A 24,902-nucleotide genomic window follows, 5' to 3' on the forward strand; every position below is an offset into this window, starting at 1 on the left:
GAAACACACCGCACCGACCGCCAATGTTACCGCTCAGCTAGTCAAATAGTCGAACTCCCCGGCCTTCGCGCCACGGACGAACGCATCGATCTCCGGACGGGTGTAGATCAGGACCCCGCCTTCCGGGTCCCGCGAGTTACGCACTGCTACCTGGCCGTTGGCCGTTTCGGCCACCTCGACGCAGTTGCCGCTCGCATTACTGAAGGAACTCTTGCGCCAAGTTCCGACGATCTCGTTGGTGGATGTATCCGACATCTTCCCCACTCCTCGGTTACCGCAGTTAGGCGATTCGGTTCGTGCAGATGCACGTTCAAACGTTCTTGCATCTGCACCAACACCGGACGATAGCACGAAGTTCGCCCTCCGTGCGGCCGCCGATCACGACCGGCGGGCCGAGGATGTGAAACACGCCCGCCTCGCCTGGAGAACACCGAGATCAGCTCACCGATCCAGCCCGCTGGACACGAGTGAATCTTGTACTGTCACAGTGCACATCGGATGTACCAGTCATTCGCGACGCACCCACGCACCCACCAGCACGGCAGTGTCGCGGACACATTTTTGCCGAGGAGTACAACCCCATGCCCGAAGACCACAGCCCTCTCATCCGGACCGACATCCCCCACTCCGCGCGCATCTGGAACTACTGGATGGGCGGCAAGGACTACTACGAGATCGACCGCATCGCAGGCGATGCCGGCATCGAAGTCGATCCGGACATCACCACCATGGCCGTACAGTCGCGCCAGTTCCTGATCCGCGCCGTGCGCTACCTCGCCGGCGAGGTCGGCATCCGCCAGTTCCTCGATATCGGGACCGGCCTGCCCACCATGCAGAACACCCACGAGGTCGCCCAGAGCGTGGCGCCGGAGTCCCGGATCGTCTACGTGGACAACGACCCCTTGGTGCTCACGCACGCGCGTGCGCTGCTCACCTCCACCACACCGGAAGGCGTCACCACCTACATCGATGCCGACTACCACGATCCCGAGCGGATCATCAACGACGCCAAGCACGTGCTTAACTTCAACGAGCCGATCGCCGTGATGTTCATGGGCGTGCTCGGCCACGCCAAGAGCTACGACGAACTGCTGCGGATCGTGCACACGGTGCTCGACGCCGTGCCCTCGGGCAGCCATCTGGTGATGTGGGACGGCACCGACGACAGCAAGGCGTACGTCACCCTGTGCGAGAACTACACCGGCACCGGCGGCACTCCTTATGTCCCCCGCCCGCAAGCGCAGATCAAGGCGGTCTTCGACGGCCTGGAGCTGGTGGAGCCGGGCTTCGTGTCCATCACGCAGTGGCGCGCGGGCGACGCGGAGGTGGGCGAGTCCCGGCCGATCTCCGCCTACGGCGCGGTCGCTCGCAAGCCGTAAGGCCCCTGGACACCAAACCGCAAGCGGCACAGCGGCGGGCGCCGGTCTCGCACCGGCGACCGCCGCCGCGTTTTCTAGCGGCCGATCGTGCAGATGTACTTGCATTTGCAAGCGACGGAGGCATAGACTCGAACTCGAAATCGGGGAGGTACGCAGGGAGTTCGAGCTTGCGTCGCCAGCACGTCGACCTCCTCGCCGCACGTCGGACGCGAGGGGTTGTCGAATGATCGAGCCATTTCGAACTTCCCCCCGGGTTGCCGTCATCGATGGCGGCGGCGCCGAACCTTTGCGCCAGTACCCGGCACCGGAGTTCGCCATGTCCGATTGCGGGGTCGAGCCCCGCGGCCTCACCTACCGGCAGGCGCGCGACATTCTCTCCGCGCACGAGGTCCACGGCCCGCAGTGCAGGCAATGGCTGGCGGCCGCCGCCTACTTGTCAGCCGGGCTGGACGACGAGTAGATCCACCCTTCGCTCGGCACAGAAGCATTCGGCGCAGCGCGCATCCCCTTCATCGCAGTGACGGGACCGCGACATTTCGCCCCCTCGGCAGCTGCGCGAATCAGCTCGGTCGCGGCAAAGCGCCGAGTGCCGGACGATCTCACAGATCACTCCCCCTGCACACGCCCCTTTCGTATAGTGATCGATCGACCCGGGCGCGATATCTCGCACGCCTGGCGTGGCATTGGGAGCGAACTCGTAATGACCTACTCCGCGTTGGATCTGTCCACCGACTCGTCCGACCCGGTGCTGGAAATCGGCGGACAGCCGGCTTCGGTGCCCCTGCAGAACACCGACAGCGTGGCCTCGCACATGGTCGGATACTTCGAGAACGTCATGGCTCCCTGCCGCACCCTGCCCGGCGAGCAATTACGCGGGGACGTCACGAAACTCACCCGCAGCTGCCTGAACCTCGCCGCCGAGATGTTCGACCGCCGCACCGTGCCGGACGAACGCCAGCTCGGCCCGGTACGCGCGGCGGCCGCCCGCTGGGCGCGGGAAGGCGTGCCGCTGAGCACCATCCTGCGCGCCTACCACGAAGGACTGCGCATGGCCTTCGGTCTGGTCACCGCGCCGGCCGAGGCCGACGACGTGGAGGAGGTCCTGGTCGCCGCCGATCTACTGCTCGAACTGCTCGAGGCGATCACCGCGGCGGTGTCCGACGCCTACGTCGACGAGCAGCACCTGGTCGCCAAGGAGCACCAGACGGCGGCGCAGACGCTCGCCTCGGCGCTGCTCAGCGGTCGCGGCAGCTCGGCTCTGGCACGGCAGACCGGCATCCCGATCGCGGAGTCCTATCAGGTTGTCGCCCTGTCCATTCCGGAGCATCCGGACGAACGCGACCCGCGCGTCGACGGAAACGTCGCGGCACGCCGCAAGTTGCGACGGCTGCAGTCCGAGCTGGCCACCGTGTTCGCCTCCCGCGCGCTCGCCCTGCTCAGCGCCAAGGGCGGCACACTGCTCATCCCGCTGGGCGAGGAGGCCGAGACCACCCTCACGGCCGCGACGCTCGAGCTGCTGGCCGACGCCGCCGAGGTCCCGCTCACCGCGACCGTCGTGCCGACCGACACCGATCAGATCCCCGAATCCGCCGACCAGGCGCACGAGCTGCTCAACCTCGTGCGCGTCGGCGTCCGGCCACCCGGTCTCTACCAGATGTCGGATCTGGCGGTGGAATACCAGCTCACCCGCAGCGGCCCGGCCACCCGGCGGATCGCGACCATCCTCGACCCGCTCGACGCCCATCCCGAGCTGTTCGACACCATGCGCGCGTATCTCGGCAACGACATGAACCGGCAGCTCACCGCCCGCCAGCTCTACGTGCACCCGAACACCGTCGACTACCGCCTGCGCCGCATCGCCCAATTGACCTCGATCGATCTGGCGACCTCGGCGGGCATCTCCCAGGCGGCGATCGCCCTGCTGGCCCGGGATCTGGACCGCAGTGTCGCGCGCCGCCTCTGACCTCCGCCCCGTGACCGAACCGCGACCTGTAACGGATTCGTGCTGGTCACCGGAGCGCTGACTTGCGATCCTGGTAGTGCCGCGACGTCTGGATGGTGAAATATGCGAATTTCGGAGATCCTGCGCAGGAAGGGCAGCGACGTGGCCACGGTCGCGCCCGAGACTACGGTACGCGCGCTGCTGGCCACCCTGGCCGAGCGGAACATCGGCGCGGTCGTCGTCTCTCCCGATGGGGCCACGATCGCGGGCATCGTCTCCGAGCGCGACGTGGTGCGCAGTCTGCACGCCCGCGGCGCGGAGCTGCTGGACACGCCGGTCTCGGCGATCATGACCGCCGCGGTGCGCACCTGCGCGCCGGAGGACCGGGTCGACGGACTGCGCCGCACCATGACCGAGCACCGCATCCGGCATCTGCCGGTCGTGGACGCGGGCAGGCTGGTCGGCATCGTCAGCATCGGCGACGTGGTCAAGAGCGCGATCTCCGAATTGGCGACCGAGCGCGAACACCTCGTCGACTACCTGCAGGGCAGGTACTAGAGCGTGCTCGGGTCGCCCAGATCGGCCGACAGCCAGTGCTCCGGCCGCAGGTAGACGGCGACCTGCTCACCGTAGGCCTCGGCCGCCTTCAGGTAGGCGTCCACCGATTCGGCCGGCAGGTACCGCGCGGCCATCTCGCGGTGCAGCTCCTCGGTCATCGGGGCGGTCCGGACGACCGGGCCCTCCACGCTCACGTACCGCACCGTGGGCTCGACCTGCTGCACCATCAGACTGAAACGACCGGTCTCCCGGAGGTAGCGCATCTTCTGCGACTCCGGTCCGGTCAGGAGCCATACCTCGCCCCCGGGGCGGTACTGATACCAGATCGGGACGGTGAGCGGGCCGCGCGCGGGGCCGGCGGCCACCGAGAATGCCGCGACATGCGGCTGCGCGAGGAACTCTTGACGCTCTTGCACGGTCAGAGGCATACGTTCCAGGTTAGTCGTGAAAGACCTTGTCCGCGACAAGCGTTCGAAGTCCGTACCGATAATGCGTATCGTGGGTGACGTCCGAGTTACCCGGTGAAGGGAGCGTCACGTTGCGGTCCCCTGCCCCGAGATCGCCGGTGACGCGGACGGCGGAGCCTTCCCGGTTCGCCCCGGCCGCGGTGCGGTCGATGTTCCCGGCGCTGGCCGGCGCCGCCGAGGTCTACCTGGACAGCGCCGCCACCACCCAGAAGCCGCTGCCGGTCATCGAGACCATCCACCGCTATCACAGCAACGGCACGGCCAACGTCGGCCGCGGCACCTACCCCTGGGCCACCGGCCTCACCGCGCGGATCGCCCGGATCCGGGAACGCACCGCCGCGTTCATCGGCGCCGAGCACCCGGACGAGGTGGTCTTCACCGCGGGCGCCACCGCCGCGCTCAACGCCGTCGCGCTGTCGTGGGGCCTGGCGGCGCTCGCGGACGGCGACGAGATCTTGTACAACGCAAGCGATCACGCGTCCAACGTCTATCCGTGGCAGCATCTGCGCGGACTGCTCGCCCGCTTCGGCCGACGCATCCACCTGATCCCCTACCGGGTGACCGCCGCCGGCGAGGCGGACACCGACGACATCCTCGCCAAGATCACCCCGCGCACCCGGCTGATCACGACCGGGCACCTGCATCACGTCTTCGGCGGCCTCAGCACGCTGGAGGAATTGCGCGGCCGGATCGACCCCGCCATCCTGTTGTGCTTCGACTGCTCGCAGAGCGGCGGGCATCTCCCGGTCGACGTGACCGCGCTGGGCGCGGATTTCGCCGTCTTCGCCGCGCACAAGATGTTCGGTGCGCCGGGCACCGGCATCCTGTACTGCCACCGGCGCGTGCACGACCGATTGGCGCCGTTCCTGCCCGGCGGCAATTCCGGCGTCGAGCCGGATCCGGACGGATTGCGGCCGGGGCCGATGCCCGCGCTGCTGGAAGGCGGCACGCCCGACATCCCCGGCATCCTCGCCCTCGGCAGTGCCATGGACGTACTGGAATCCTTCGGCCTCGACGTCGTCGCCGCGCACAACCGCGCCCTGACCCTGCGCCTGATCGAGGGATTGCGGCCGGTCCCCGGCCTGGAGTTCCTGCCAGGCCCGGCGCACGCGACGTGCGAGGTCGGCTACGGCATCGTCTCCTTCACCCTGGACGGGATCTCGGCCACCGACGCGGGATTCGTCCTCAGCGAACTGGGTTTCCTGGTGCGCACCGGCGCGCACTGCGTCCCCGCCGATACCGACGACGCGGGCTCGGTGCGGGTCAGCACGCACATCTACAACACGCCCGACGAGATCGACCGATTCGTCGCGTGCGTGCGAACCATCGCCGAGGAGGTCACGTGAGCAACGACATCCCCCGCTACGACCGGCGGGCCGCGTCCAGGGTGCTGGCCGACTTGGCGCAGCCGGGGTTGTTCACCGAGCCGGTCCCTCCGCCCCCACATCGCCGATTCGAATTCACCTGTGCCGCTTTGCGACCCGAGCCAGGGAGCCATCTCACCTACTCGCAGCGGCTGTATCTGGAGCGGTTCATGCGCCCGTGCCGCGCGGATCAGGTGACCAGTGCGACGCACCGGATCGCGTGGACCGACAGCGACGGTATCCCGAATACCGGGCACTTCCGCGCCGGCGGGCTGGGCCCGGTGGTGCCGATCGCGATGCGCGAGACCGTCCTGGCCCTGTGGCGCCAGCTGGACACCGACACCACCTTCGCCGCGCGGATCGCGGCACTCGGAGCGGACGAACGCGCCGTTCTGGCGGGCACGACCACCGACCACGATCCACGCGACATCTTCCGGGTCGGCATCGAGGCGGCGGGACGCGTGCTTGCCCAGCACGCGCTGCTGGCCGGCCAGACCCCGCACCGCGATGCCGCCGCGTTCGCCGAGGCCCTGCGCGCGTCCGGGATCTTCGCCGCGGTGGCCACGCGATGGTTCTGGGAGTTGCAGGCCTCGACCTATCGGCGGGGCATGATCCCGGTGACCCTCGCCGCGCAGCCCGACGGCACGCTGCGCTATTCGGCGGAGACGGTGGCCACCCTGCGCGCGATGAAGGAGGCCACCATCGCCGACGCGCACACCGTGATGGAGCGCGCCACGACCACCGAAGGACTGACGGTCGCCGAGGCGATCGCCAAATACCACGACGATCTCGACCTGATCTCCCGGCAGTACGCGCTGCTGCCCGCGGGCAGCCATCCGGCCTGCCCGGCGGCCACACCCCATCAGCTCGACAACGGGCACTTCAGCATCCTCCCGCAGTTGGTGGACCGATTCGTCGCGACGTTCACCGCGATCGTGGGCCGCTGCGCGGTCGCCGAGGTGAGCGCCGCACTCGACGAAGCCACCGCCGACCGGGCCGCCACCGCCGAGGATCAGGTGTTCTACGTCCCCGATATGACCTGCAAGCACTGCGTCCGCACGATCGGCGGAGTGCTGGAGTCGATGGACATCCGCGTGGTCGAGATCGACCTGGACAGCAAGCGTGTGGTGGCCGAGTTCCGCAGCCCGCGCAACCGGGCCCGGGCCTTCGAGGCGATCCGGGACGGCGGCTACAACCCGGTCGCGGAACGCCCCGACGACGCGACGCGAGCCGAGGTCACCGAGTCGTCGGAAGCCGTCGTATGACGCCGTGGCCGCCTGCGCTGCCCGCGAAGGTGCATCCGGCCGTCCGCGCCTTTCTCGACACCCCCGGTCTGGCGACAGAGACGCTGACGCGCTTCGGATCCCCGGCGCATCTGGTGTTTCCCGAGGTCTACTCGGAGAATCTGCTGGGTCTGCGCGCGGTGCTGGAGCGACGGGTTCCCGGGCACCGCATCTGCTACGCGCACAAGGTGAATCAGTCCAGCGCGTTCGTCCGCACCGCCGCACGCGAGGGCATCGCCATCGACGTCGCCTCGCCGCACGAACTGACCGGCGCGCTCGCCGCCGGGTTCGGTCCGCCACGCATCGAGGTCACCGGTCCGAAAGGCGAGGCATTCCTGCGCGACCTCGTCTACCGCGGGGTGACCATCAACGTGGACAACCTGTGGGAATTGGGCCGCATCGCGGAACTGGCCGCACCGGGCGCGGAAGTTCCCGTGCTGCTGCGTCTTTCCGGTTTCGACGCCGGACAGGTGAGCAGGTTCGGAATGCCGCTCGCGCACGTGGGGCAGGCTTTCGATTTGTTGTCGGCACAGCGCGGGCGGGTCGCCTTCCTCGGGTTCGCCTTCCACCTCGACTCCGGTGACCTCGGCGAGCGCGTCCGGGCGATCGACTCCTGCCTGCGATTGATCGAGCGAGCCTACGAGCGCGGGCTCACCCCTTCGGTGCTCGACATCGGCGGCGGGTTCCGGCAGGTGTTCACCGCCGACGCCGAACGGTTCGACGCCTATGTGCTGGCGCTGCGCGAATCGCTGCTCGGCCGCGGCGAGTCGATGAGCTGGGGCAGCAACACCTTCGGCTATCACGTCGCGGGCGGCGCCGTGCACGGCACACCGGTGTTCCACAAGTACGGCAACACCGTCCCCGCCGACCGCATGCTCGCCGATCTGCTCGACGCCCCGCTGGAGCGGCACGGCGGGCGCACGGTGGCGCAGGTGACGGGCGACAATCTGCTGGAGTTGTGGCTGGAGCCGGGCAAGGCGCTGGTCGACCACGCGGGCATCACGCTGGCCACGGTCGAGTTCGTCAAGGAGGTCGCCGACGGCAGCGTGCTGGTGCACGTCGACCTCAGCCGCGATACGGTGACGCCCGCTGATCAAGAGGTCATGGTCGATCCGATCCTCCTGCCGTGCGCGGGCGACGGCCACGCGACCGGCCCGGTCGGCGTCTACCTGGCCGGACGGCTGTGCCTGGAACGCGACCTGATCACCAATCACAAGGTGTGGCTGCCCGCTCGACCCCAGCCGGGGGATACGGTGGTGTTTCCCAATACCGCCGCCTACCACATGGACCTGTCCGCGGCGACGGCATCCATGCATCCGCTCCTGGCGAAATTCGCGGTCACCCGGGGGCCGGACGGATTCCGGATCGTCCCCGACGCGGAGTACGAACCCGACTTCCCCGTCGCGCCGCACGCCGCCGATGCTGCCACCGGCCCGATCCGATCCGTCGAGGCGCACTGAATGCGATACGACCACATCACCGAACTCATCGGCAACACCCCGCTGCTGCGGCTCGATCCCGCGGTGCACGGACTGCCGAACGTCGAGCTGTACGCGAAACTGGAGTCGCACAACCCTTTCGGCTCGGTCAAGGACCGGGTGGCCTGGGCGATGCTGCGCGATGACCTCGCGGAGATCCGCGCGGGCGGGCAGACACTCATCGAAGCGTCCAGTGGGAACACGGCCAAAGCGCTGCGCGTCCTCGGCGCGGTGTACGGCATCGACCTGCGCGCGGTCACCAACCGCATCAAGGTGAGCGAAGTCCGTGATCTGTTGCAGCTGTTGGGGACCGAGATCGTCGAACTGCCCGGGCTGTCCGAGTGCCCCGACCCGACCACGCCGAACGACGTCTACTCGGTGATCGAGTCGACCATGGCGCAACAGCCCGGCGCGTACCGGCATCTGTCGCAGTACACCAACGAGAAGAATATCGAGGCGCACCATTACGGCACCGGACGCGAGATCCACGAGGACCTGGCCGCCGACGGCATCACCAGGATCGACTATCTGATCGGCGGGCTCGGCACCACCGGCTCCACCAGGGGGACCGCCACCTACCTGCGCAAGCACAATCCCGAAATGCGCACTGTCGCCGTGGTTTCGGAGCGGTCCGACTTCGTTCCCGGCATCCGGTCGGAGACCGAGATGTGGGACGTGGGGCTGTTCCAGCCCGACTTCTACGACCGGATCGTCACCGTGTCGGCGGGCGATGCCGTGGACGCGACGCTACGCCTGGCCACCGGGTACGGCGTGCTGGCCGGACCGACCAGCGGGGCGGGCTACGCCGCCGCGCTGGAGACGCTCGCCGCGCTGGATCTGTCCGCGATCGATCCGGACGACCCGATCGTCGCGGTGTTCATCGTCTGCGATCGGCTCGAGCCCTACCTGTCCTACATCAAGAAGCGCAGACCGGAATTGTTCGGCCGCGCCGAGCGCGACGCGGCGCCGACCGAGGCCGAGCTGGCCGCGGTGCCGCGGCTGTCGCCCGAGCAGCTCGACGAACTGGACCGGACCGGCCGGCCGACCATCGTGGACAGCCGTGGCGCGATGGCCTACCGGATCGGGCATGTGCCCGGCGCGTTGAACATCCGCGACGACCAGCTCGACGACATGTTCGGTCACGGCATCCCGTTCCCGCGCTCGCGCCCCGTCGTCTTCGTCTGCCCCGTCGGGGAGCTGTCGGTGCGGTTCGCCGCACGCGCCCGCCGAGCCGGATACGACGCCGCGAGTCTGGCCGGGGGCGTCGTCGCCTGGCGCGACGCGGGACTGCCGCTGGAACGAGGTTGACGCCGGGATGTGCCGTCAGGTCCCCGGCTCGGCGGGAAAGCCCGACAGCAACGGAGCGACCGGACCGCGATAGCCGGTGGCGAGCAACCGGCGATTACCACACCGTGACGGCGCGGGATCCATTTCGGCACGACCCCGGGGGCCGGAGCGGGCGGCGTCGGGGGTGCCGCCAGGCATTATCGTGGGGCCGTGCAGACAGGTCAGGAAGCAGACGACGACGGGGGCCCGCGGATCTGGGGTGGGACCACGCTCACCGAGCGCAGGGAGACGCGGCGGGCGACGCTGCTGGAAGCGGCGCTCGACCTGATCGGGGAGTCGGGCGCGAGCGGGGTCACCATGCGGGCGGTGTGCCGCAAGGCCGGCCTCACCGACCGTTACTTCTACGAGAGCTTCGCCAGCCGCGACGAGTTGCTGGACGTGCTCTACCGCCAGGTCGCCGACGAATTCCTGGAGCCCATGACGGCCTTCGCGGCCACCGACGACCCGTCCCGCGACCGCGCGCTGTCGGAGATCCTGGTGGACAAGGTGCTCGCCGACCCGCGCAAATCGCGGCTGTTCCTGGTCGAGCCGTATTCCAGCACCGGACTCGGGCAGACCACCTTCGCGGTGATGCCGGTCTTCACCCGGGTCATGCAGGACCATCTGTTCGGCCACATCGACGACCCGGTCAAGCGCAGGCTGGCGGCCGTGACCATGGCCAGCGGGAACGCGGGCATGTTCTCGGCGTGGCTGAACGGCTCGCTGCGCGCCACCCGCGAGCAGATCATCGAGCACTGCCTCGCGATGCTCACCGTGTATCGCTCGCTCTACCGGTCCTGACTCCCACCGCGCACGGCCGAGCGGTCAGTCCCCGGCCTGGCCGCGCCAGTACGCCAGAGTGTTCTTGGTGCGGATGGTGGCGGCGTGATTGGGGCCCAGCGCACGCAACTCGGCGACCAGCAAGACCTCCAGTTCCGCGACCGCGCGGGTGAGGTCGCCATGCCGGGCGCGACAGCCCGCGAGTTCGTTGCGGGTGGCGAAGGTATCGGGATGATCCGGGCCGAGCACCCGCAACCGGTCGGCGAGCAGTTTCTCCCAGTCGCCGATCGCGCCAGCGAGGTCGCCGCTGTCGGCGCGGTATCCGGCCAACCGCCCGCGGGTGAGCAGCGTGTCGGGGTGGTCCGGGCCGAGCACCCGCAGGCGGTCGGCGAGCAGCCGGGTGAACTCCGCGCCTGCCCCGGCCAGATCCCCGCTGTGCGCGCGGAACGCCGCGAGGTTGTTGCGCGCGCCGAGTGTGTTCGGGTGGTCGGGGCCGAAGACGCGCAGATAGTCGGCCACCAATTGTTCGAACTCGGCGCGGGCGCCGGCGAGATCACCGCTGTCGGCCCGCCAGTACGCCAGGCTGTTGCGGGTGCGCAGGGTGTCCGGATGGTCGGCGCCCAGCACACGGGCCCGGTCGATAAGCAGCCGCTCGAATCGGGTGATCGCCCCGGCGAAATCGCCGACGTCGCCGCGGTTGGACGCCAGATTGTTCCTGGTGCGCAGGGTTTCGGGATGGTCGGGGCCGAGCAGGCGCAGCTGGTCGGTGAGCAGTTGCTCGAATTCCGCGCCTGCGCCGGAGTAATCACCGCAGCGGGCTCGGTAGCCGGCCAGGTTCTCGCGGGTGGCCAAGGTGACCGGGTCGTCGGCACCGAACACCCGCAACCGGTCGGCGAGCAAGTGCTCGAAATCGGCGACGGCGCCGACCAGGTCGCCGCTCTCGGCGCGGTGATAGGCCCGCCGCTGCCGCGTGGTGAAGGTGTCGGGATGGTCCGGCCCCAGCGCCTCGACGAAGTCGGGCGCCCACGCGGCCCACAGATCGCGATCGTCGGCCGACCTGCCGGTTTCCAGTTTCATCAGGAAGTCGATCGCCAAGGCGGAGTCACCGTAGGCCAGGCAGTGGCGCACGGCCGCGCCCCGCGCGTAATCGGCGGCCCGGTCGGTGTCGTCGGCCTGGATCGCCGCGACCAAGGCGCGGTGCGCGTCCGCGATGCGCACGCCGAGACGGTGGCATTCCGCGGCCAGCGCGGCCAGGAACGCGCTGTGGGTCACGCCGAGCGACTCGCGAACGGTACCGGGATGACTGCGGGTGACCAACGCGCCGAGATTCACCGCGATGTCGCGGATCCGGGCGGCGCTCAGGTCGACGCCCAGCGACGACAGCGCCGAGTCCAGCAACTCCAGCGGCAGCACGGGGCCGACACCCGCCGCGACCAGTAGTCCGAGCAGAGCCGCCGTGTCACTCGCGGTCGCGGGGTCCACCCCGCGCAGCGCGGTCTCGACCCGCAGCGCGATGACCCGGTCCAGGCCGATCCCGGAGGCAACCGCGCCGTCGGTCAACCCGGACGCGACCTCCAGCAGGATGCGCGCCACCAGCCAGCCGCCGGAGACCACGCGCGAACCGCTCGCGTCGGTCGGCGTCTCGGCCAGCAGCCGTTGGATCCAGCCGATCCAGTCGACCGGGCCGACCGGCGCCGTTCCGCGCGCCGAGTCCACCACGGCGGCGATGTCGTCGGCCGCCGGTTCGGCGACATCGATGCGGTACATGTGCGCCAGCCCCGGGTCGTCCTCGACGCCGGTCCCGGGCCGGATGCCGACGATCACCCGCACGTGCCGGAGGTCTTCGCGGCGGGTCAGATCGGCGATCGCCGCCACGAGCAACCGCCTGGTCCCCTCCTGCGGCTGATTGAGTCCGTCGAATACGAGCGTGACCCGGCGTCCGGCCGTGGACAGGCGCGCCAGGGGGCGGCGGACCAGGATGTCGAAGATGTCGAACTCGTCGCGGGGCCGATGCGCCCGCGCCGCGCGCGCCGCTTCCGGGAAGCCGGGCAGGCGCGCGTCGAGCTGTGCGGCCAGTTCCGCGGCGACCGACTCCACCGAGCTGTTGACCGTCAGGAACACCGCGGCGGTGATGTAGTCGGGGGTGACGGCGAGCCCGTCGACCAGGCTGGGACGGATCAGCATCGCCAGCAGCGTGGACTTCCCCACGCCCGCCGAGCCAAGCACCGCCCGCAGCCGGTGGCTGCCCGCGTCGACGATCGCGTCCAGATGCTCCCGCACATCGGGCGTCAGCAGCAGGCTCCGGGTGAGCTGGTCGACGAACCCGGCCGCGGAACGCCCGCTCACCGCGTCGCGATGCCGCGCGGTGTTCGGCACCAGCCACAGGCCGGGGTCGACGCCCTGCGTGGTGGACACCGCGCCGGAACTGAAGGACAGATGCTGCGGCTGTTGGTGGGTGCACTGCGCGGCGATCGGATCGACCAGGTCCGACGGCAGCAGGTTCTCGCCGCGCAGCGGCAGGCCCAGGTCGAAGGTGGCCAGCATGGTCCGGGTGAAACATCCGGAGTAGGCGGGCCCGTCACCCGAGGCGACCAGCAGCTCCATCCGGCCGCCCGACTGCGCCAGCAGATCGGTCCACCGGCGCGCGGCCCCCTGCACGCCCTGTCCGGCCTCGCAGGCGTCGACGAGCAGCACCAGCCCGTCCAGCGCGGCGCGGTCGAGCCGCTCGCGGATCTCCTGGGTCAGATGAAAGGCGTTGTGCGAGGTGGGATCCGCGGGGGAATCGTGGCCGAGCAGGTAGAAGTCCTCGGAGGTCGTCGCGACGCCGTGCCCGATGAAGCCGAGCAGCAGGGTCGCCTGCCGCTGCGACGCCGCCTCGAACGCGGCGTCCACGGCGGCGATCAGTTGCGGGACAGTCGGATTGAGCACCGGTCCGTCGAGGTCGATCGCGGGCCGCCAGCCGCCCGCTTCGGTCAGGCTTCCGTACAGACCCTGGGCGAGTTCGTCGGTGAAACCCAATTTCCCCAGCGCTGCGCATTCCGACCCCACCACCAGCGCCAGCCGACCTCCCATGCAAGAAACATACCCGCGCCGTCGCGGCCGTCCTCCCCGGCCGATATCGAAAGACGCTGTGCGGGACGTAGGGTGACGGTCGGGGAGCCGGAAGAAGGAGATCGCGGGATGACCGACCCCGTGGTGGGTTTGACGGGTACGCTCACATCGCCGATCCGAGGTGCCGGGACGCTGAGCGAGGTCCTGGTCGCGATTCGCGGGGGAACCGAGCTGTACATCGCACAGTCCACCGAGCCGATTCCGGCCGGTGCGGCCGTGCTGGTCATCGCGGTCCATCCGGGGCGCGTCGTCGACGTCGTCCCGTGGATTCCGCTCACCCCGGATCCGGCCGGAGAAACCTGAGACAGTAAGGGAGACAGACGTGCTGGGTTACCATGTGCCGGACCCGGACGAGGCGATGCTGGTCAGCGGCGGCAAGAGCCGGGACAACGCGCCGTTCAAGGTGATCATCGGGCGCGGCGCCTGGGTGGTTCCACTGTTCCGCAAGGTGCGCTACCTGTCGCTGGCGATGTTCGAATCCGAGATCAAGGAGCGGTGCGTCACCAAGCAGGCCATCCAGCTCGACGTGCGCGCGGTGATCGCGTTCAAGGTGGCCAACGACACCCAGTCCATCGTGAACGCCGCCCAGCGGTTCCTCTCCGAGCAGGAGCGGGAGATGTCGGTGCTGACCGGGCGCATCTTCTCCGGGCACCTGCGCTCGATCGTCGGCTCGATGACGGTCGAGGAGATCATCCGGGAGCGCCAGAAACTGGCCGACGAAGTGCTCGTCGCGTCGAAAGTGGAGATGAGCAATATCGGCCTGTGGGTGGATTCCTTCCAGATCCAGTCCATCGACGACGGCAACCTCGGCTATATCGCCGCCCTGGCCGCGCCGCACAATGCCGCCGTGCAGCGCGACGCGCAGATCGCGCAATCGCAGGCCGCGCAGGCGGCGGCGCAGGCCGAGCAGGAATCCCAGCGCAGGCAGGCGGAATATCAGCGCGAGACGGCGATCCTGCGCGCGCAATACCAGCGCGATATCGACAAGGCCAACGCCGAGGCCGCGCAGGCGGGCCCGCTCGCCGAGGCGATGGCGCTGCAGGAGGTGCTCACCGCCCAGGCCGAGCAGGCGCGCAAGGAGGCCGAGCTGCGGGAGCAGCAATTGCAGGCCGAGGTCGTGAAACCCGCTCAGGCCGAAGCGGATCGGGTGCGCATCCTGGCCGAGGCGGAGGCCGACCGCACCCGCATCCAGGCCGCGGCGGCCGCGTCGAACAATCGGATCGCGCTGGATCAGTTGTTGATCGAACAACTTCCCGAAATCGTGCGGCAGGCGTCGAACGGGTTGGCGAACGCGAATCTGACCGTGCTGAACGGACCCGACGGAGTGAGCGAACTGGTGAACGGAATGGTCGGTCAGGGACTGACCGTTTTCCATTCGTTGCAAAAGGCTCTTTCCTCCGACGACGGCGAAAACGCGAGTTAAAGTTGCCGGGTAGCGACGGCGACGAGGAGCGGGTGTTGGTGTCCATCGGGAAATTGGTGTCGTTCGACAGCTCTCGCGGATTCGGATTCATTCGGCCGGAGGACGGTGGGCCCGACGTGTTCGTCCACGTCAACGACATCGGCCTGGACGAGGACGAGTTGCGGCAGGGGCGGGTGTTCGAATTCGAGGTGACCGAAGGCGACCGCGGTCCCAAGGCGGTGAACCTCACGGTGGTCGGCGGGTCGCCCGCGCCGCCCGCACGGCACAAGGGAAAGGACCGGACGGGTTCCGGACAGCTCACCGTCGCCGAGCATAAGCGCCTGATCACCGAGCTGCTGTTGGACGCCAGCCCCGCGCTCACCGCGGGCGAGATCCTCACCATTCGCGACCGGCTCACCGCGTTCGCCGACCAGCACGGCTGGCTGGAGAACTGAGCGGCGGGTTCCACGATCCTGTCGGGGCCCACGCCTACGATCGAGCCGCGGCCGCATACCGATGAGTTCGCTTCGCGCGCGCCGTCGGTATGGGTGAGGATCGAACCCGAGGAGGATCGCGTGGACCTACCGGTGATGCCGCCAGTGCGGCCGATGCTGGCCAAATCCGCGCCCGCGGTGCCCCGCGAGCCGGGCCTGAGCTACGAACCGAAATGGGACGGCTTCCGCTGCATCGTGTTCCGCGACGGCGACGAGGTGGAACTCGGCTCGCGCAACGACCGGCCCTTGACCAGGTATTTTCCCGAGGTCGCCGAGTTGCTGAAGCAGGCGCTGCCCGAGCGCTGCGTCGTGGACGGCGAGATCGTAGTGGTCACCGAGCAGGGCCTGGATTTCGACACCCTGCAGAACCGCCTGCACCCGGCCGCGTCCCGGGTCGCCAAGCTGGCCGCGGAGACGCCGGCCAGTTTCGTCGCCTTCGATCTGCTCGCGCTCGGCGACCAGGACCTCACCGGCGCGCCGTTCACCGAGCGCAGGCGGCTGTTGGAGACGATCCTGGACACCGCGCTCGCGCGCGTCCACCTCACCCCGCTCACCCACGACCCCGACGTGGCCGAGGACTGGTTCACCCGTTTCGAGGGCGCCGGATTCGACGGCGTGATGGTCAAGTCCGACGACCTCGCCTATCTCCAGGACAAGCGGGTCATGCTGAAGGTCAAGCACGAACGCACCGCCGACTGCGTGGTGGCGGGCTTCCGCTGGCACAAGGACGGGGCCGGGGTCGGTTCGCTGCTGCTCGGGCTCTTCGACGACGAGGGCCACCTGCATCACGTCGGCGTGGCCAGCAGTTTCACCGCGGCGCGGCGCACGGAACTGGTCGAGGAACTCGCGCCGCTGCGGGAGAACGCGCTGGACCACCACCCGTGGCGCGACTGGGCCGACGCCGCGGCGCAGGCCGCCGCGGACGGCAAGATGCCCGGCGGCGTCAGCCGCTGGACCGGCGGCAAGGATCTGTCCTGGGAGGCGCTGCGGCCCGAACTGGTCGCCGAGGTGCGCTACGAGCACGTGCAGTCGGGGCGGCTGCGCCACGGCGGCAGGCTGGTGCGGTTCCGGCCCGACCGGACCCCGGAGTCGTGCACCTACGCGCAGCTCGACGAAGTCGCGCCCGCGGAACTGAGCACGCTGTTCGGCGAAGGCGCGGCGCGATGACCGAGTCCGTCGACATCGAGACCGACGGCCGGACCGTCACGATCAGCAACCCGGGCAAGGTCTATTTCACCAAGCGCGGCGAGACGAAACTCGACCTGGTGCGGTATTACCAGGCGGTCGCCGAACCTTTCCTGAACGTGGTCGGCGGGCGGCCGCTGCTGCTGGAGCGCTACCCCGACGGGGCATCGGGCAAATCCTGGTTCCAGAAGCGGGTGCCGAAATCCGCGCCGCAGTGGCTGCGCACCGTGGAGGTGTCCACGCCCAACGGCACCACCAGCGACGCCCTCGTCGCCCACGATCTCGCCCATATCCTGTGGGCGGTGAACCAGGGGTGCCTCGGATTCCACGTCTGGCCCAACCGGGCCGACAATCTGGAGATCGCCGACGAGCTGCGCATCGACCTCGATCCCTCGCCGGGCATCACCTTCGCCGATCTGCGGCACGCCGCCGTCCGCACCAGGGATCTGCTCGCCGAACTCGGCATCGAATCCTGGATCAAGACTTCCGGCTCCCGCGGCCTGCATCTGTACTCCGCGCTGGAGCCGAAGTGGGACGGCTATCAGGTGCGGGCGGCCGCGGTGGCGCTGGCCCGTGAATTGGAGCGCCGGTATCCGGAGGACATCACCGCGCAGTGGTGGAAGGAAGAACGCGGCAACCGGGTTTTCATCGATTTCAATCAGAACGCCCCGCACAAGACGGTATTCGGGGCCTGGTGCGTGCGGCCGAAGGTCGGCGCGCAGGTGTCGACGCCGATCAGCTGGTCCGATCTGGATTCGGTGGTGCCCGACGAGCTGACCATCGCGACCGTACCCGCCCGCTACGCCGAATCAGGCGACCCGTGGGCCGACCGCGCGCCCCAGTCCATCGCCCCGCTGCTGGAGATGTCCGAACGAGACATGGCGGCCGGCCTCATGGACGCGCCGTGGCCGCCGCAGTATCCGAAGATGCCGAACGAACCGCCCAGAGTGCAGCCGAGCCGCGCCAAGAAGACCGAATAGCGCGCTACTCGGTCCACAACACCCAGGTGCCGCTGCGGCCGCTGAGTTCGCACACTAGGGCTCGGCCGTCGGCGGTGCGTCCGGTCTTCGGCCCGGATGCGTCGCACTTCGAACCCGCCTGCTGCACGGCGGTCGCGACGACGTGCGGTCCCGCCCACTGATAGCCGCCGGAGGTGGTGAGACAGATCAGGGTGCTCCCATCCGCGGCGCTGCCGATCTGGCCGAGCTGCGCCTCGGTGCACGACGAACCTTTCGTGACCGGTCCCTGCGGTGCCGAAGGGGTGGTGGTCACGGCAGGGCTCGGCGCTGCCGCCGTTGTCGTCGCCACCGGACGCTCGACGGTCGTGGGCACGGAGGCGACGGGCGTGGGCGCGATCACGGATTGGCGGTTCATCACGTCCGGCAGCCAATTGCCCGTCAGCAGGACGAACCCCGCCACCGCGGTGATCTCCGCGACGCCCAGCAGCAGCGCGAACATCGCCATGACCCGGCCGCGCGGGTGGCTGAAGGCGATGAAGCCGAACACGATGGCGACCGGGAACAACCCGAGCAGTGCCGCCACCAGGGCGACGATCGCGTACGGATTGACGATGGGCGGGACCTCGACCCGCAGGCGTCCGGTCCGGCGACGGCTCGGCGGCTGCTCGGGCCAGCGCTCGTCCTCGTCGTCCTCCCAGCGGCCGTCGGGCTCCGGCTCCGACCAGCGATCCCCCGGCTGCGCCTGCGGCCAGCGATCCGTATCACGCCGTTCTGCCCGTGTCATTCAGGTTCCCTCTCCACACCAACACACCGCGCAGGAACCTCGGACTGCCCGGACCCGCCCCGATATACCGACACAGAATAGGGCGCGCGACGCGAAAAGTTGATCCGAAGTATCCAATATTTGTGATCGGGCCGTGATAACAAACTCGGCGCAACGCTCGCGGATCTGTTAGCCGAGACGGATGCTGGTCCACAGGCGCCCCTGCGTGACCGCGGCCCTTCGGAGGAGGCGTCATGTCCGATACGGCGACGTCGAGCGGCCGGGACACCCGCACCGGCATGCCAGGGCCGGCGATTTGCTCGGCGACAACTTCGATCTGCCCGGCATCGTGTTGTGCGCGCTCGCGGTGGCGGCGGTGGCCACGGCCGCCACGGTCACGAACCAGGCGGCCTGCGCCCGGTCCGCTACAGCGGCGAGCGGTGATCCGTGGTGTCGGGCCACTGCCTGCTGTCGACCTTGGGCAGCGATTCGGTGACCAGTGTCAGCAACATGTCGCACAGCAGTTCGTGCACCTGCTCGCGGGTGAGCGTGCCGCGGGTGATCCATTCCCGGCCCGCGACCTTGACCAGCCCGCCGTAGGCGCGCACCATCGCGCGCAGTTCGGCGTCGTGTGCCGAATGGGCCAGTCCGACCATCAACAGCAGGCGTTCGGCGGCCGCGTCGTCGGCCGCGTCGAGGATCTGCTGCACCTCCGGATCGTCACCGACCCCTTCGTGGCTGGTCACCTTCACCCAGGTGCTGCCGTGTTCGGCGATGGTGTCCAGCAGCCAGCGCACACTGGCGTCGACACGCTCGCGCCAGGTGCCGGTCGGCACGATCATGTCGTCGAGCTTGGGCAGCGTCACCATGCGCCGCACCACCGCGAGGTAGAGATCGCGCTTGTTGCCGAAATAGTGGTTGATCAGACCGCGGGCCACGCCCGCCCGCTGCGCCAGCTCGGCGGTGGAGACGGCCGCGTACGGGCGTTCGCCGAACATGTCGATCGCGCAGGCGAGGATCTGCGCGCGCCGCTCGTCGGGTTCGAGCCTGCGGCGGCGCGGTAGCGCCGGATCGGCGCCACCGTCCGCGGTCGCGCTGGTGGTGTCAGAGAGACCGGGCAATGAGATCCTTCATCACCTCGTTGCTGCCCGCGAGGATGCGCAGGACGCGGGCGCCGGTGTAGAGCTGGGAAATCGGATACTCCGTCATGTAGCCGTAGCCGCCGAACAATTGCAGGCAGCGGTCAACCACGATACCGAGCTGATCGGTCAGCCAGTACTTCGACATGGCGGCGCTGGGAATATCGAGTTCACCGCGCAGGTGCTTGTCGATGCAGTCGTCGAGGAAGGTGCGGGAGACTTTGGTGATGGTCGCGCACTCGGCGAGCTCGAACTTCGTGTTCTGCATCGCGAACAGCGGCTTGCCGAACGCTTCGCGGCCCTTGGTGTAGTCGACGGTGAGCTGTACGGCCTTCTCCATCATGGCGACCGCGATGATCGCCGTGACCAGGCGCTCCTGCGCGAGCATCTGCATCATCTGGTAGAAGCCCTGGCCCTCGGCGGCGCCGAGCAGGTTGGACGCGGGCACCCGCAGGCCGTCGAAGAACAACTCGGCGGTGTCCTGGGCCTTGCCGCCGATCTTGTCGAGGATGCGTCCGCGCTTGAAGCCGGGGGTGTCGTCGCCGACTTCGGCGAAGATCAGCGAGACGCCGGCCGCGCCCTTGGTCGGGTCGGTCTTGGCGGCGATGATGATGCCGTCGCACAGCCAGCCGTTGGTGATGAAGATCTTCGAGCCGGTGATGACGTACTCGTCGCCCTCGCGCACCGCGCGGGTCTTGATGTTCTGCAGATCCGATCCGGTGCCGGGCTCCGTCATGCCGATCGAGAGCACGATCTCGCCGCCGGCCGCCTTGGGCAGCACGCGCCGCTTGAGTTCCTCGGAGCCGAACTCGTAGAGGTACGGCGCGATGATCGAACTGTGCACGGGGATGCCCATCGATCCGTCACCCGCGCGCGCCTGCTCCTCGATGATCGCGGCCTCGTGCGCGAAGGTACCGCCACCACCGCCGTATTCGGCCGGGATGGCGGGGCACAGCAGGCCGAGTTCACCCGCCCGGTTGTACAGCGCGCGATCGGGGTGCCCCTGGGCGACGAATTTCTCCTCGTGCGGCACGACCTCTTTCTCGAAGAAGGTCTTCGCCAGGTCGCGTACCGCCTCGACCTCGTCGTCACTCCACGCCGCGCGTGCCATCGCTGGATCCTTTGCTCGCTCCGGTCCGGCGCTGTCTGCCGGTTCCGCCCCAGGTTCCCGAACTATTGGCGAGTTGTCAACAAGTGGTCCGCGCCGCTGCCGGAGCCGCCCGGCGCCGAGCCGGATCGCCGGTGCCCGCGTGCGGATTTCGAGGCCCGGACCCAGGGCATCCGGCCGCCCACGGGCTCACTCGGCGGCGGTTCGGCATCCATCTCACGAGCCCGGTGGTGACCTGCGCCATATTCGGGCGTTTTACCTTTCCCTTGATGGGTCAATTCTTCGTACTGTCCGTATCGGAATTAATTACTGACGTCGGGCACGACGGCGACGTGCCATCGGATCGGTAGCCGGAGCGAACGAGGTAAGGACATGGCCGAACTGCTCGACACCACCGAAACGCCCAGCCCGGACCGCACCTGGACGGTCGACCGGGACGGCGCCGAGCTCGCCGTCTACGAATGGGGTGACGCCGCTGCCGACCCGCTGGTACTGGTGCACGGACTCACCGACACCCACCGCGTCTGGTCGACGGTCGCGGCCCTCTTGGCCGACGGCTTCCGGGTCATCACCTACGACGTGCGCGGCCACGGACGTTCGACCGCCCCCGCGGCGGTGTCGGACTACCGCCTGGGCCTGCTCGCGCAGGACTTCTACGCCGTTATCGATGCCGCCAGCCCGGGCAAGCCGGTGCACACGTGCGGCCACGGCTGGGGCGCGGTTCAGCTGTGGGAGGCCGTCTGTGACGAACGGGCCAACACCCGCATCGCCTCGTTCACCGCGATCTCCGGACCGAACCTCGATCATCTCGGCCTGTGGTTGCGTGCGCTGGCCCCCCGGGCCGGGCGCGAACTCCGCGACCTGGGCTGGTGGCTGCACGGCGCGCGCTGGGCGCTGACACCCGGTCCGATCGCCCGCAGGCTCTGTCCCCCGCGGGTGCGCGGGTTGATCGTCCATCGGCTCGGCGGCGTCACACCGCTGCCCGCGCGCGTGGCCCGCACGTGGCGTACCGATCTGGTCGCCGGAGCCCGCGTCGCACACGCCAATCTGCTGCACCATCTGGGCAAACCACGCGTGCGGCGGACGGCCGTCCCGGTCCAGTTGCTGGTCGACACCACCGATCCGTTCGTCCCGGCCGCCATCTACGACGCCTCGGCGCGCTGGGTCGACAAGCTGTGGCGCTGCGCCGTCCCGGGGAATCACTGGTTGCCGATCACCGAGCCGCTGCTGGTCGCCGAGGCGATCGCCAACTTCGTCGACGATCTGCGTGCCGATCGCGCGGCCATCACCCCGCGCAGCAGCTGACCGCGCCTCCCCGCCGGAGCGCGGGGTGGCGGGTTTGCGACAATGGGCCGGTCGTCTGCCCAGCTCGATGAAGGATGTCCCCTGCCGCGATGGCCGAAAGCATGATCGATCCCGAGGATCTCGCGACCTGTCTTCGGGTCCTGGAGCACGCCGGCGCGCTCGACAAGGATCATCCGGATTCGGTGGCCGTCCAGCGCGCGGTCGGGCACATGTTCAAACGGCTCAAGCAGCGCCGCCGCTCCGAAGCGCGCGCGGCGGTCTCGGCCGCCGACCGCGCGGTGGTCGCCGCCACCGCGACCGGCTCGCCGAACCGGATCGATGACGAGACCGCGGGCATTCCGATCAGCTCGACCACGAGCGGAGCCAGCGCGGGCACCCTGATCCGCCCGCGGCCCTGCTACATCTGCAAGCAGCGCTACACCCAGGTCGACGCCTTCTACCACCAGCTGTGCCCGGACTGCGCGGCGAGCAGCCACGCCAAGCGGGACGCCCGCACCGACCTGACCGGACGGCGGGCGCTGCTCACCGGCGGCCGCGCCAAGATCGGTATGTACATCGCGCTGCGGTTGCTGCGCGACGGCGCGCACACCACCATCACCACCCGCTTTCCCAACGACGCCATCCGGCGTTTCGCGGCGATGGACGACAGCGCCGACTGGCTGCACCGGCTGCGCATCGTCGGCATCGATCTGCGCGACCCCGCGCAGGTGGTCGCCTTGGCCGACGACGTCGCCGCGCAGGGCCCGCTGGACATCCTGATCAACAACGCCGCGCAGACGGTGCGCCGCTCCCCCGGCGCCTACAGCGCCCTGGTCGAGGCCGAATCGGGACCGCTGCCCGCGGGCGCGCTGCCGGAGGTGGTCAGTTTCGGCAAGACCATGCAGGCGCACCCCACCGCGCTGACCGCTTCGCTCACCCCCGCGCTGACCGCCGCCGACGTCGCGGAGCTGGCCTTGGTCGCGGGATCTGCGACGCCGGAACGCATCGCGCGCGGCGTGGCGATCGACGCGGGCGGCCTGGTGCCCGACCTCGCGCACACCAACAGCTGGGTGCAGACCGTCGCGGAGGTGGACCCGACCGAACTGCTCGAAGTGCAGCTGTGCAACTCGGTCGCGCCGTTCATCCTCGTCTCGCGCCTGCGTCCGGCGATGTCGGCCGCGCCGGCGCGCCGCAAGTACGTCGTGAACGTCTCGGCCATGGAGGGGCAGTTCTCCCGCGCCTACAAGGGCCCTGGGCATCCGCACACCAACATGGCCAAGGCGGCGCTGAACATGTTGACCCGCACGAGCGCCCGGGAGATGTTCGAGCAGGACGGCATTCTGATGACCGCGGTCGACACCGGCTGGATCACCGACGAACGCCCGCACTACACGAAACTGCGCCTCGCGGAGGAGGGCTTCCACGCGCCGCTGGACCTGGTCGACGGTGCGGCGCGGGTCTACGACCCCATCGTGCAGGGGGAGAACGGCACCGATCTGTTCGGCTGCTTCCTCAAGGACTATCAGCCCTCCCCCTGGTAGCGGCCGGGCCCCGATCCGCCGCGCGCCGGAAGGCTACTCTGGAAGCGTGCTCTACCGGCTGACGGCCGACGCCACCGCCGTCACGCATTTCGCCTTCGTGGCCTACGTGGTGGTCGGCGGGTTCCTGGCGTGGCGCTTCCCGCGCACCATCTGGCTGCACCTGCTCGCGGTCTGCTGGGGTTTCGGCACGATCGTGGTCGGCTTCGACTGCCCGCTCACGTATCTGGAGAATTGGGCGCGCGAGCGCGCCGGGCAGCAGCGGCTACCGTCGACCGGGTTCATCGACCACTACCTCACCGGCGTGATCTACCCCGAGGACGCGCTCGGATTGGTACGGGCGCTGGCGGCAGCGGTGGTGGTGGCGTCCTGGATCGGTTATGCGTGGGCGGTGCGCCGACGGAACGCCCCGGCCGCCGGTGTGCACGCGCCGCACTGACCCGCCGCGGATCCGTCAGACGCCAAGGTGGCGCGCGACGAAACCGGCGACCTCCGCGCCGCGCTCGTCGAGGTAGAAATGCCCGCCGGGGAACGTGGCCCGATCGAATCCGCCGCTGGTGTGCGCGCGCCATCCCTCGGCCTGCTCCGGTCGCATCGTCGGGTCCTCCGTGCCGACCAGCGCCGCGATATCGGCGCGCAGCGGCTCCCCGGCTCGGTGGCGATAGGTCTCGACCGCTTGGTAATCGGCACGCACGGCGGGCAGCACCAGTTCGGCGAGGCCCGGCTCGGCGCGCAGCAGTTCGAGCGGAGCGGGATCCGAGGCCAGCCGCACCAGGTCATCGATGAGGTCGTCGTCGGAAGCCAGGTGCAGCCGTTGCGTCTCCTCGAATTCCGGTGCGGGACGGCCGGAGACGAACAGCGTGGCCACCGGTTGCCCGGCACGCTCGAGCCGGCGGGCGGTCTCGAACGCCACGGTCGCGCCCATGCTGTGCCCGAACAACGACAGCCGCTCCAGCGGGCCCTGCGCGAGCACCTCGCGGGCGATCCGGTCCGCCAGTGTCACCAGGTCGGCGATCAGATCCTCGCCCACCCGGTCCTGCCGCCCCGGGTACTGCACCGCGAACACCGCGACGCCCGCCCCGAACCGCTGCGCGAGGTCCCGAAAGGCCGTCGCCGATCCTCCGCCGGGCGGAAAGCACAGCAAGTGGTGCCGCACGACCGCCTCGGATCGCAACGTCCGCAACCACGCCGAGTCGGTGATGCCGCCTGCCACGTCCACTCTCCCTTCGCCGCCGCCGTCCCGCCGCGCAGGGCGGACCAGACCACGGTAGTCGGCCGCGGTCGCCAGGTCCGGGCGACCGCCTCAGCCCTCGCACATCAGTCGCGACGATGTGGCCGGGTC

Annotated in this window: 24 protein-coding genes; 17 read left to right on the top strand and 7 right to left on the bottom strand. The window is 69.3% G+C overall.

The genetic code is table 11. The features are described 5' to 3' along the window. Positions 1-33: 33 nt before the first annotated feature. Complete coding sequence (locus QMG86_RS17925) at positions 34-255, bottom strand: DUF397 domain-containing protein (RefSeq protein WP_063019990.1); 222 nt, start codon at positions 253-255, stop codon at positions 34-36. 326 nt (positions 256-581) lie between these two features. On the opposite strand from QMG86_RS17925, the gene QMG86_RS17930 reads away from it, so the two are divergent. The 4 genes from QMG86_RS17930 to QMG86_RS17945 all read left to right on the top strand — a co-directional run bounded on the left by QMG86_RS17930 (position 582) and on the right by QMG86_RS17945 (position 3,879). Continuing rightward, positions 582-1,379: an SAM-dependent methyltransferase gene (locus QMG86_RS17930; RefSeq protein ID WP_281873452.1), complete on the top strand. Its 798-nt coding sequence runs from the start codon at positions 582-584 to the stop codon at positions 1,377-1,379. A 223-nt stretch (positions 1,380-1,602) separates the two neighbouring features. Beyond that, a complete protein-coding gene (locus QMG86_RS17935; protein ID WP_281873454.1) occupies positions 1,603-1,839 on the top strand; it encodes a hypothetical protein in 237 nt (78 codons plus the stop codon). Between the two features lie 240 nt (positions 1,840-2,079). Continuing rightward, complete coding sequence (locus tag QMG86_RS17940; protein WP_281873456.1) at positions 2,080-3,342, top strand: PucR family transcriptional regulator; 1,263 nt, start codon at positions 2,080-2,082, stop codon at positions 3,340-3,342. A 102-nt stretch (positions 3,343-3,444) separates the two neighbouring features. Then, positions 3,445-3,879, top strand: a complete 435-nt coding sequence (locus QMG86_RS17945) for a CBS domain-containing protein (protein ID WP_281873458.1) — start codon at positions 3,445-3,447, stop codon at positions 3,877-3,879. On the opposite strand, the gene QMG86_RS17950 is transcribed toward QMG86_RS17945, so the two are convergent. Next, complete coding sequence (locus tag QMG86_RS17950; protein WP_281873460.1) at positions 3,876-4,307, bottom strand: pyridoxamine 5'-phosphate oxidase family protein; 432 nt, start codon at positions 4,305-4,307, stop codon at positions 3,876-3,878. The two genes, QMG86_RS17945 and QMG86_RS17950, sit on opposite strands and share 4 nt — an antisense overlap. A gap of 137 nt (positions 4,308-4,444) precedes the next feature. Between QMG86_RS17950 and QMG86_RS17955 the strand changes: the two genes are divergently transcribed. From QMG86_RS17955 to QMG86_RS17975, 5 genes are all read left to right on the top strand, one after another. Next, on the top strand, positions 4,445-5,692 hold the full coding sequence (locus QMG86_RS17955; RefSeq protein WP_281873462.1) for an aminotransferase class V-fold PLP-dependent enzyme: 1,248 nt from the start codon (positions 4,445-4,447) through the stop codon (positions 5,690-5,692). Beyond that, positions 5,689-6,975 (top strand): heavy-metal-associated domain-containing protein, encoded by a 1,287-nt coding sequence (locus tag QMG86_RS17960; RefSeq protein ID WP_281873464.1) that lies wholly within the window; start codon positions 5,689-5,691, stop codon positions 6,973-6,975. Before QMG86_RS17955 ends, QMG86_RS17960 begins: the two co-directional genes overlap by 4 nt. After that, positions 6,972-8,453: a type III PLP-dependent enzyme domain-containing protein gene (locus QMG86_RS17965; protein ID WP_281873466.1), complete on the top strand. Its 1,482-nt coding sequence runs from the start codon at positions 6,972-6,974 to the stop codon at positions 8,451-8,453. Before QMG86_RS17960 ends, QMG86_RS17965 begins: the two co-directional genes overlap by 4 nt. Next, positions 8,454-9,779 carry a pyridoxal-phosphate dependent enzyme gene (locus QMG86_RS17970; RefSeq protein ID WP_281873468.1) on the top strand — a complete coding sequence of 442 codons (1,326 nt, stop codon included), beginning with the start codon at positions 8,454-8,456 and terminating at the stop codon, positions 9,777-9,779. 189 nt (positions 9,780-9,968) lie between these two features. Beyond that, positions 9,969-10,598, top strand: a complete 630-nt coding sequence (locus QMG86_RS17975; RefSeq protein ID WP_281873470.1) for a TetR/AcrR family transcriptional regulator — start codon at positions 9,969-9,971, stop codon at positions 10,596-10,598. A gap of 24 nt (positions 10,599-10,622) precedes the next feature. Here QMG86_RS17975 and QMG86_RS17980 read toward each other — a convergent pair whose 3' ends face one another. Continuing rightward, entirely contained in the window at positions 10,623-13,649 is a 3,027-nt protein-coding gene (locus QMG86_RS17980; RefSeq protein ID WP_281873471.1) for a tetratricopeptide repeat protein, read from the bottom strand. 108 nt (positions 13,650-13,757) lie between these two features. Here QMG86_RS17980 and QMG86_RS17985 point away from each other — a divergent pair, with 108 nt between their 5' ends. The 5 genes from QMG86_RS17985 (at position 13,758) to ligD (ending at position 17,749) form a co-directional block, all read left to right on the top strand. Next, positions 13,758-13,991, top strand: coding sequence for an NfeD C-terminal domain-containing protein (locus tag QMG86_RS17985; protein ID WP_063020111.1), 234 nt, complete (start codon positions 13,758-13,760; stop codon positions 13,989-13,991). A 19-nt stretch (positions 13,992-14,010) separates the two neighbouring features. Further along, a complete protein-coding gene (locus QMG86_RS17990; protein WP_281873475.1) occupies positions 14,011-15,111 on the top strand; it encodes an SPFH domain-containing protein in 1,101 nt (366 codons plus the stop codon). A 32-nt stretch (positions 15,112-15,143) separates the two neighbouring features. Beyond that, positions 15,144-15,545: a cold-shock protein gene (locus QMG86_RS17995; RefSeq protein ID WP_159849674.1), complete on the top strand. Its 402-nt coding sequence runs from the start codon at positions 15,144-15,146 to the stop codon at positions 15,543-15,545. 120 nt (positions 15,546-15,665) lie between these two features. Beyond that, positions 15,666-16,751 carry an ATP-dependent DNA ligase gene (locus tag QMG86_RS18000; RefSeq protein WP_281873477.1) on the top strand — a complete coding sequence of 362 codons (1,086 nt, stop codon included), beginning with the start codon at positions 15,666-15,668 and terminating at the stop codon, positions 16,749-16,751. Beyond that, complete coding sequence (ligD, locus tag QMG86_RS18005) at positions 16,748-17,749, top strand: non-homologous end-joining DNA ligase (protein ID WP_281873479.1); 1,002 nt, start codon at positions 16,748-16,750, stop codon at positions 17,747-17,749. Before QMG86_RS18000 ends, ligD begins: the two co-directional genes overlap by 4 nt. Positions 17,750-17,753: 4 nt before the next feature. On the opposite strand, the gene QMG86_RS18010 is transcribed toward ligD, so the two are convergent. The 3 genes from QMG86_RS18010 to QMG86_RS18020 form a co-directional block, all read right to left on the bottom strand. Continuing rightward, positions 17,754-18,512: a DUF4190 domain-containing protein gene (locus QMG86_RS18010; protein WP_281873481.1), complete on the bottom strand. Its 759-nt coding sequence runs from the start codon at positions 18,510-18,512 to the stop codon at positions 17,754-17,756. A 404-nt stretch (positions 18,513-18,916) separates the two neighbouring features. After that, entirely contained in the window at positions 18,917-19,612 is a 696-nt protein-coding gene (locus QMG86_RS18015) for a TetR/AcrR family transcriptional regulator (RefSeq protein ID WP_281873483.1), read from the bottom strand. Continuing rightward, the gene (locus tag QMG86_RS18020) at positions 19,596-20,741 is read right to left on the bottom strand and encodes an acyl-CoA dehydrogenase family protein (RefSeq protein ID WP_281873484.1); all 1,146 of its coding nucleotides are present in this window, start codon (positions 20,739-20,741) and stop codon (positions 19,596-19,598) included. Before QMG86_RS18020 ends, QMG86_RS18015 begins: the two co-directional genes overlap by 17 nt. A gap of 369 nt (positions 20,742-21,110) precedes the next feature. On the opposite strand from QMG86_RS18020, the gene QMG86_RS18025 reads away from it, so the two are divergent. The 3 genes from QMG86_RS18025 to QMG86_RS18035 all read left to right on the top strand — a co-directional run bounded on the left by QMG86_RS18025 (position 21,111) and on the right by QMG86_RS18035 (position 23,999). After that, positions 21,111-22,043 (top strand): alpha/beta fold hydrolase, encoded by a 933-nt coding sequence (locus QMG86_RS18025; protein WP_281873485.1) that lies wholly within the window; start codon positions 21,111-21,113, stop codon positions 22,041-22,043. Positions 22,044-22,132: 89 nt separating this feature from the next. Beyond that, positions 22,133-23,563, top strand: coding sequence for an SDR family NAD(P)-dependent oxidoreductase (locus QMG86_RS18030; protein WP_281873487.1), 1,431 nt, complete (start codon positions 22,133-22,135; stop codon positions 23,561-23,563). A 46-nt stretch (positions 23,564-23,609) separates the two neighbouring features. Next, positions 23,610-23,999 carry a DUF2784 domain-containing protein gene (locus QMG86_RS18035; RefSeq protein ID WP_281873488.1) on the top strand — a complete coding sequence of 130 codons (390 nt, stop codon included), beginning with the start codon at positions 23,610-23,612 and terminating at the stop codon, positions 23,997-23,999. A 15-nt stretch (positions 24,000-24,014) separates the two neighbouring features. Here QMG86_RS18035 and QMG86_RS18040 read toward each other — a convergent pair whose 3' ends face one another. Then, entirely contained in the window at positions 24,015-24,773 is a 759-nt protein-coding gene (locus tag QMG86_RS18040; RefSeq protein WP_281873489.1) for a thioesterase II family protein, read from the bottom strand. Between the last annotated feature and the right edge of the window lie 129 nt (positions 24,774-24,902).

This window comes from Nocardia sputorum (assembly GCF_027924405.1).
In the GTDB taxonomy this organism is placed as follows: domain Bacteria; phylum Actinomycetota; class Actinomycetes; order Mycobacteriales; family Mycobacteriaceae; genus Nocardia; species Nocardia sputorum.

Bases quoted from the DNA above. Each gene is read 5' to 3' on its own strand.
- QMG86_RS17965 (WP_281873466.1), top strand. From the start codon at position 6,972: ATGACGCCGTGGCCGCCTGCGCTGCCCGCGAAGGTGCATCCGGCCGTC.
- QMG86_RS17950 (WP_281873460.1), bottom strand. From the start codon at position 4,307: ATGCCTCTGACCGTGCAAGAGCGTCAAGAGTTCCTCGCGCAGCCGCAT.
- QMG86_RS17935 (WP_281873454.1), top strand. From the start codon at position 1,603: ATGATCGAGCCATTTCGAACTTCCCCCCGGGTTGCCGTCATCGATGGC.
- QMG86_RS18020 (WP_281873484.1), bottom strand. From the start codon at position 20,741: ATGGCACGCGCGGCGTGGAGTGACGACGAGGTCGAGGCGGTACGCGAC.
- QMG86_RS17930 (WP_281873452.1), top strand. From the start codon at position 582: ATGCCCGAAGACCACAGCCCTCTCATCCGGACCGACATCCCCCACTCC.
- QMG86_RS18030 (WP_281873487.1), top strand. From the start codon at position 22,133: ATGGCCGAAAGCATGATCGATCCCGAGGATCTCGCGACCTGTCTTCGG.
- QMG86_RS17980 (WP_281873471.1), bottom strand. From the start codon at position 13,649: ATGGGAGGTCGGCTGGCGCTGGTGGTGGGGTCGGAATGCGCAGCGCTG.
- ligD (WP_281873479.1), top strand. From the start codon at position 16,748: ATGACCGAGTCCGTCGACATCGAGACCGACGGCCGGACCGTCACGATC.
- QMG86_RS17925 (WP_063019990.1), bottom strand. From the start codon at position 255: ATGTCGGATACATCCACCAACGAGATCGTCGGAACTTGGCGCAAGAGT.
- QMG86_RS17940 (WP_281873456.1), top strand. From the start codon at position 2,080: ATGACCTACTCCGCGTTGGATCTGTCCACCGACTCGTCCGACCCGGTG.
- QMG86_RS18025 (WP_281873485.1), top strand. From the start codon at position 21,111: ATGGCCGAACTGCTCGACACCACCGAAACGCCCAGCCCGGACCGCACC.
- QMG86_RS17970 (WP_281873468.1), top strand. From the start codon at position 8,454: ATGCGATACGACCACATCACCGAACTCATCGGCAACACCCCGCTGCTG.
- QMG86_RS17985 (WP_063020111.1), top strand. From the start codon at position 13,758: ATGACCGACCCCGTGGTGGGTTTGACGGGTACGCTCACATCGCCGATC.
- QMG86_RS17945 (WP_281873458.1), top strand. From the start codon at position 3,445: ATGCGAATTTCGGAGATCCTGCGCAGGAAGGGCAGCGACGTGGCCACG.
- QMG86_RS18010 (WP_281873481.1), bottom strand. From the start codon at position 18,512: ATGACACGGGCAGAACGGCGTGATACGGATCGCTGGCCGCAGGCGCAG.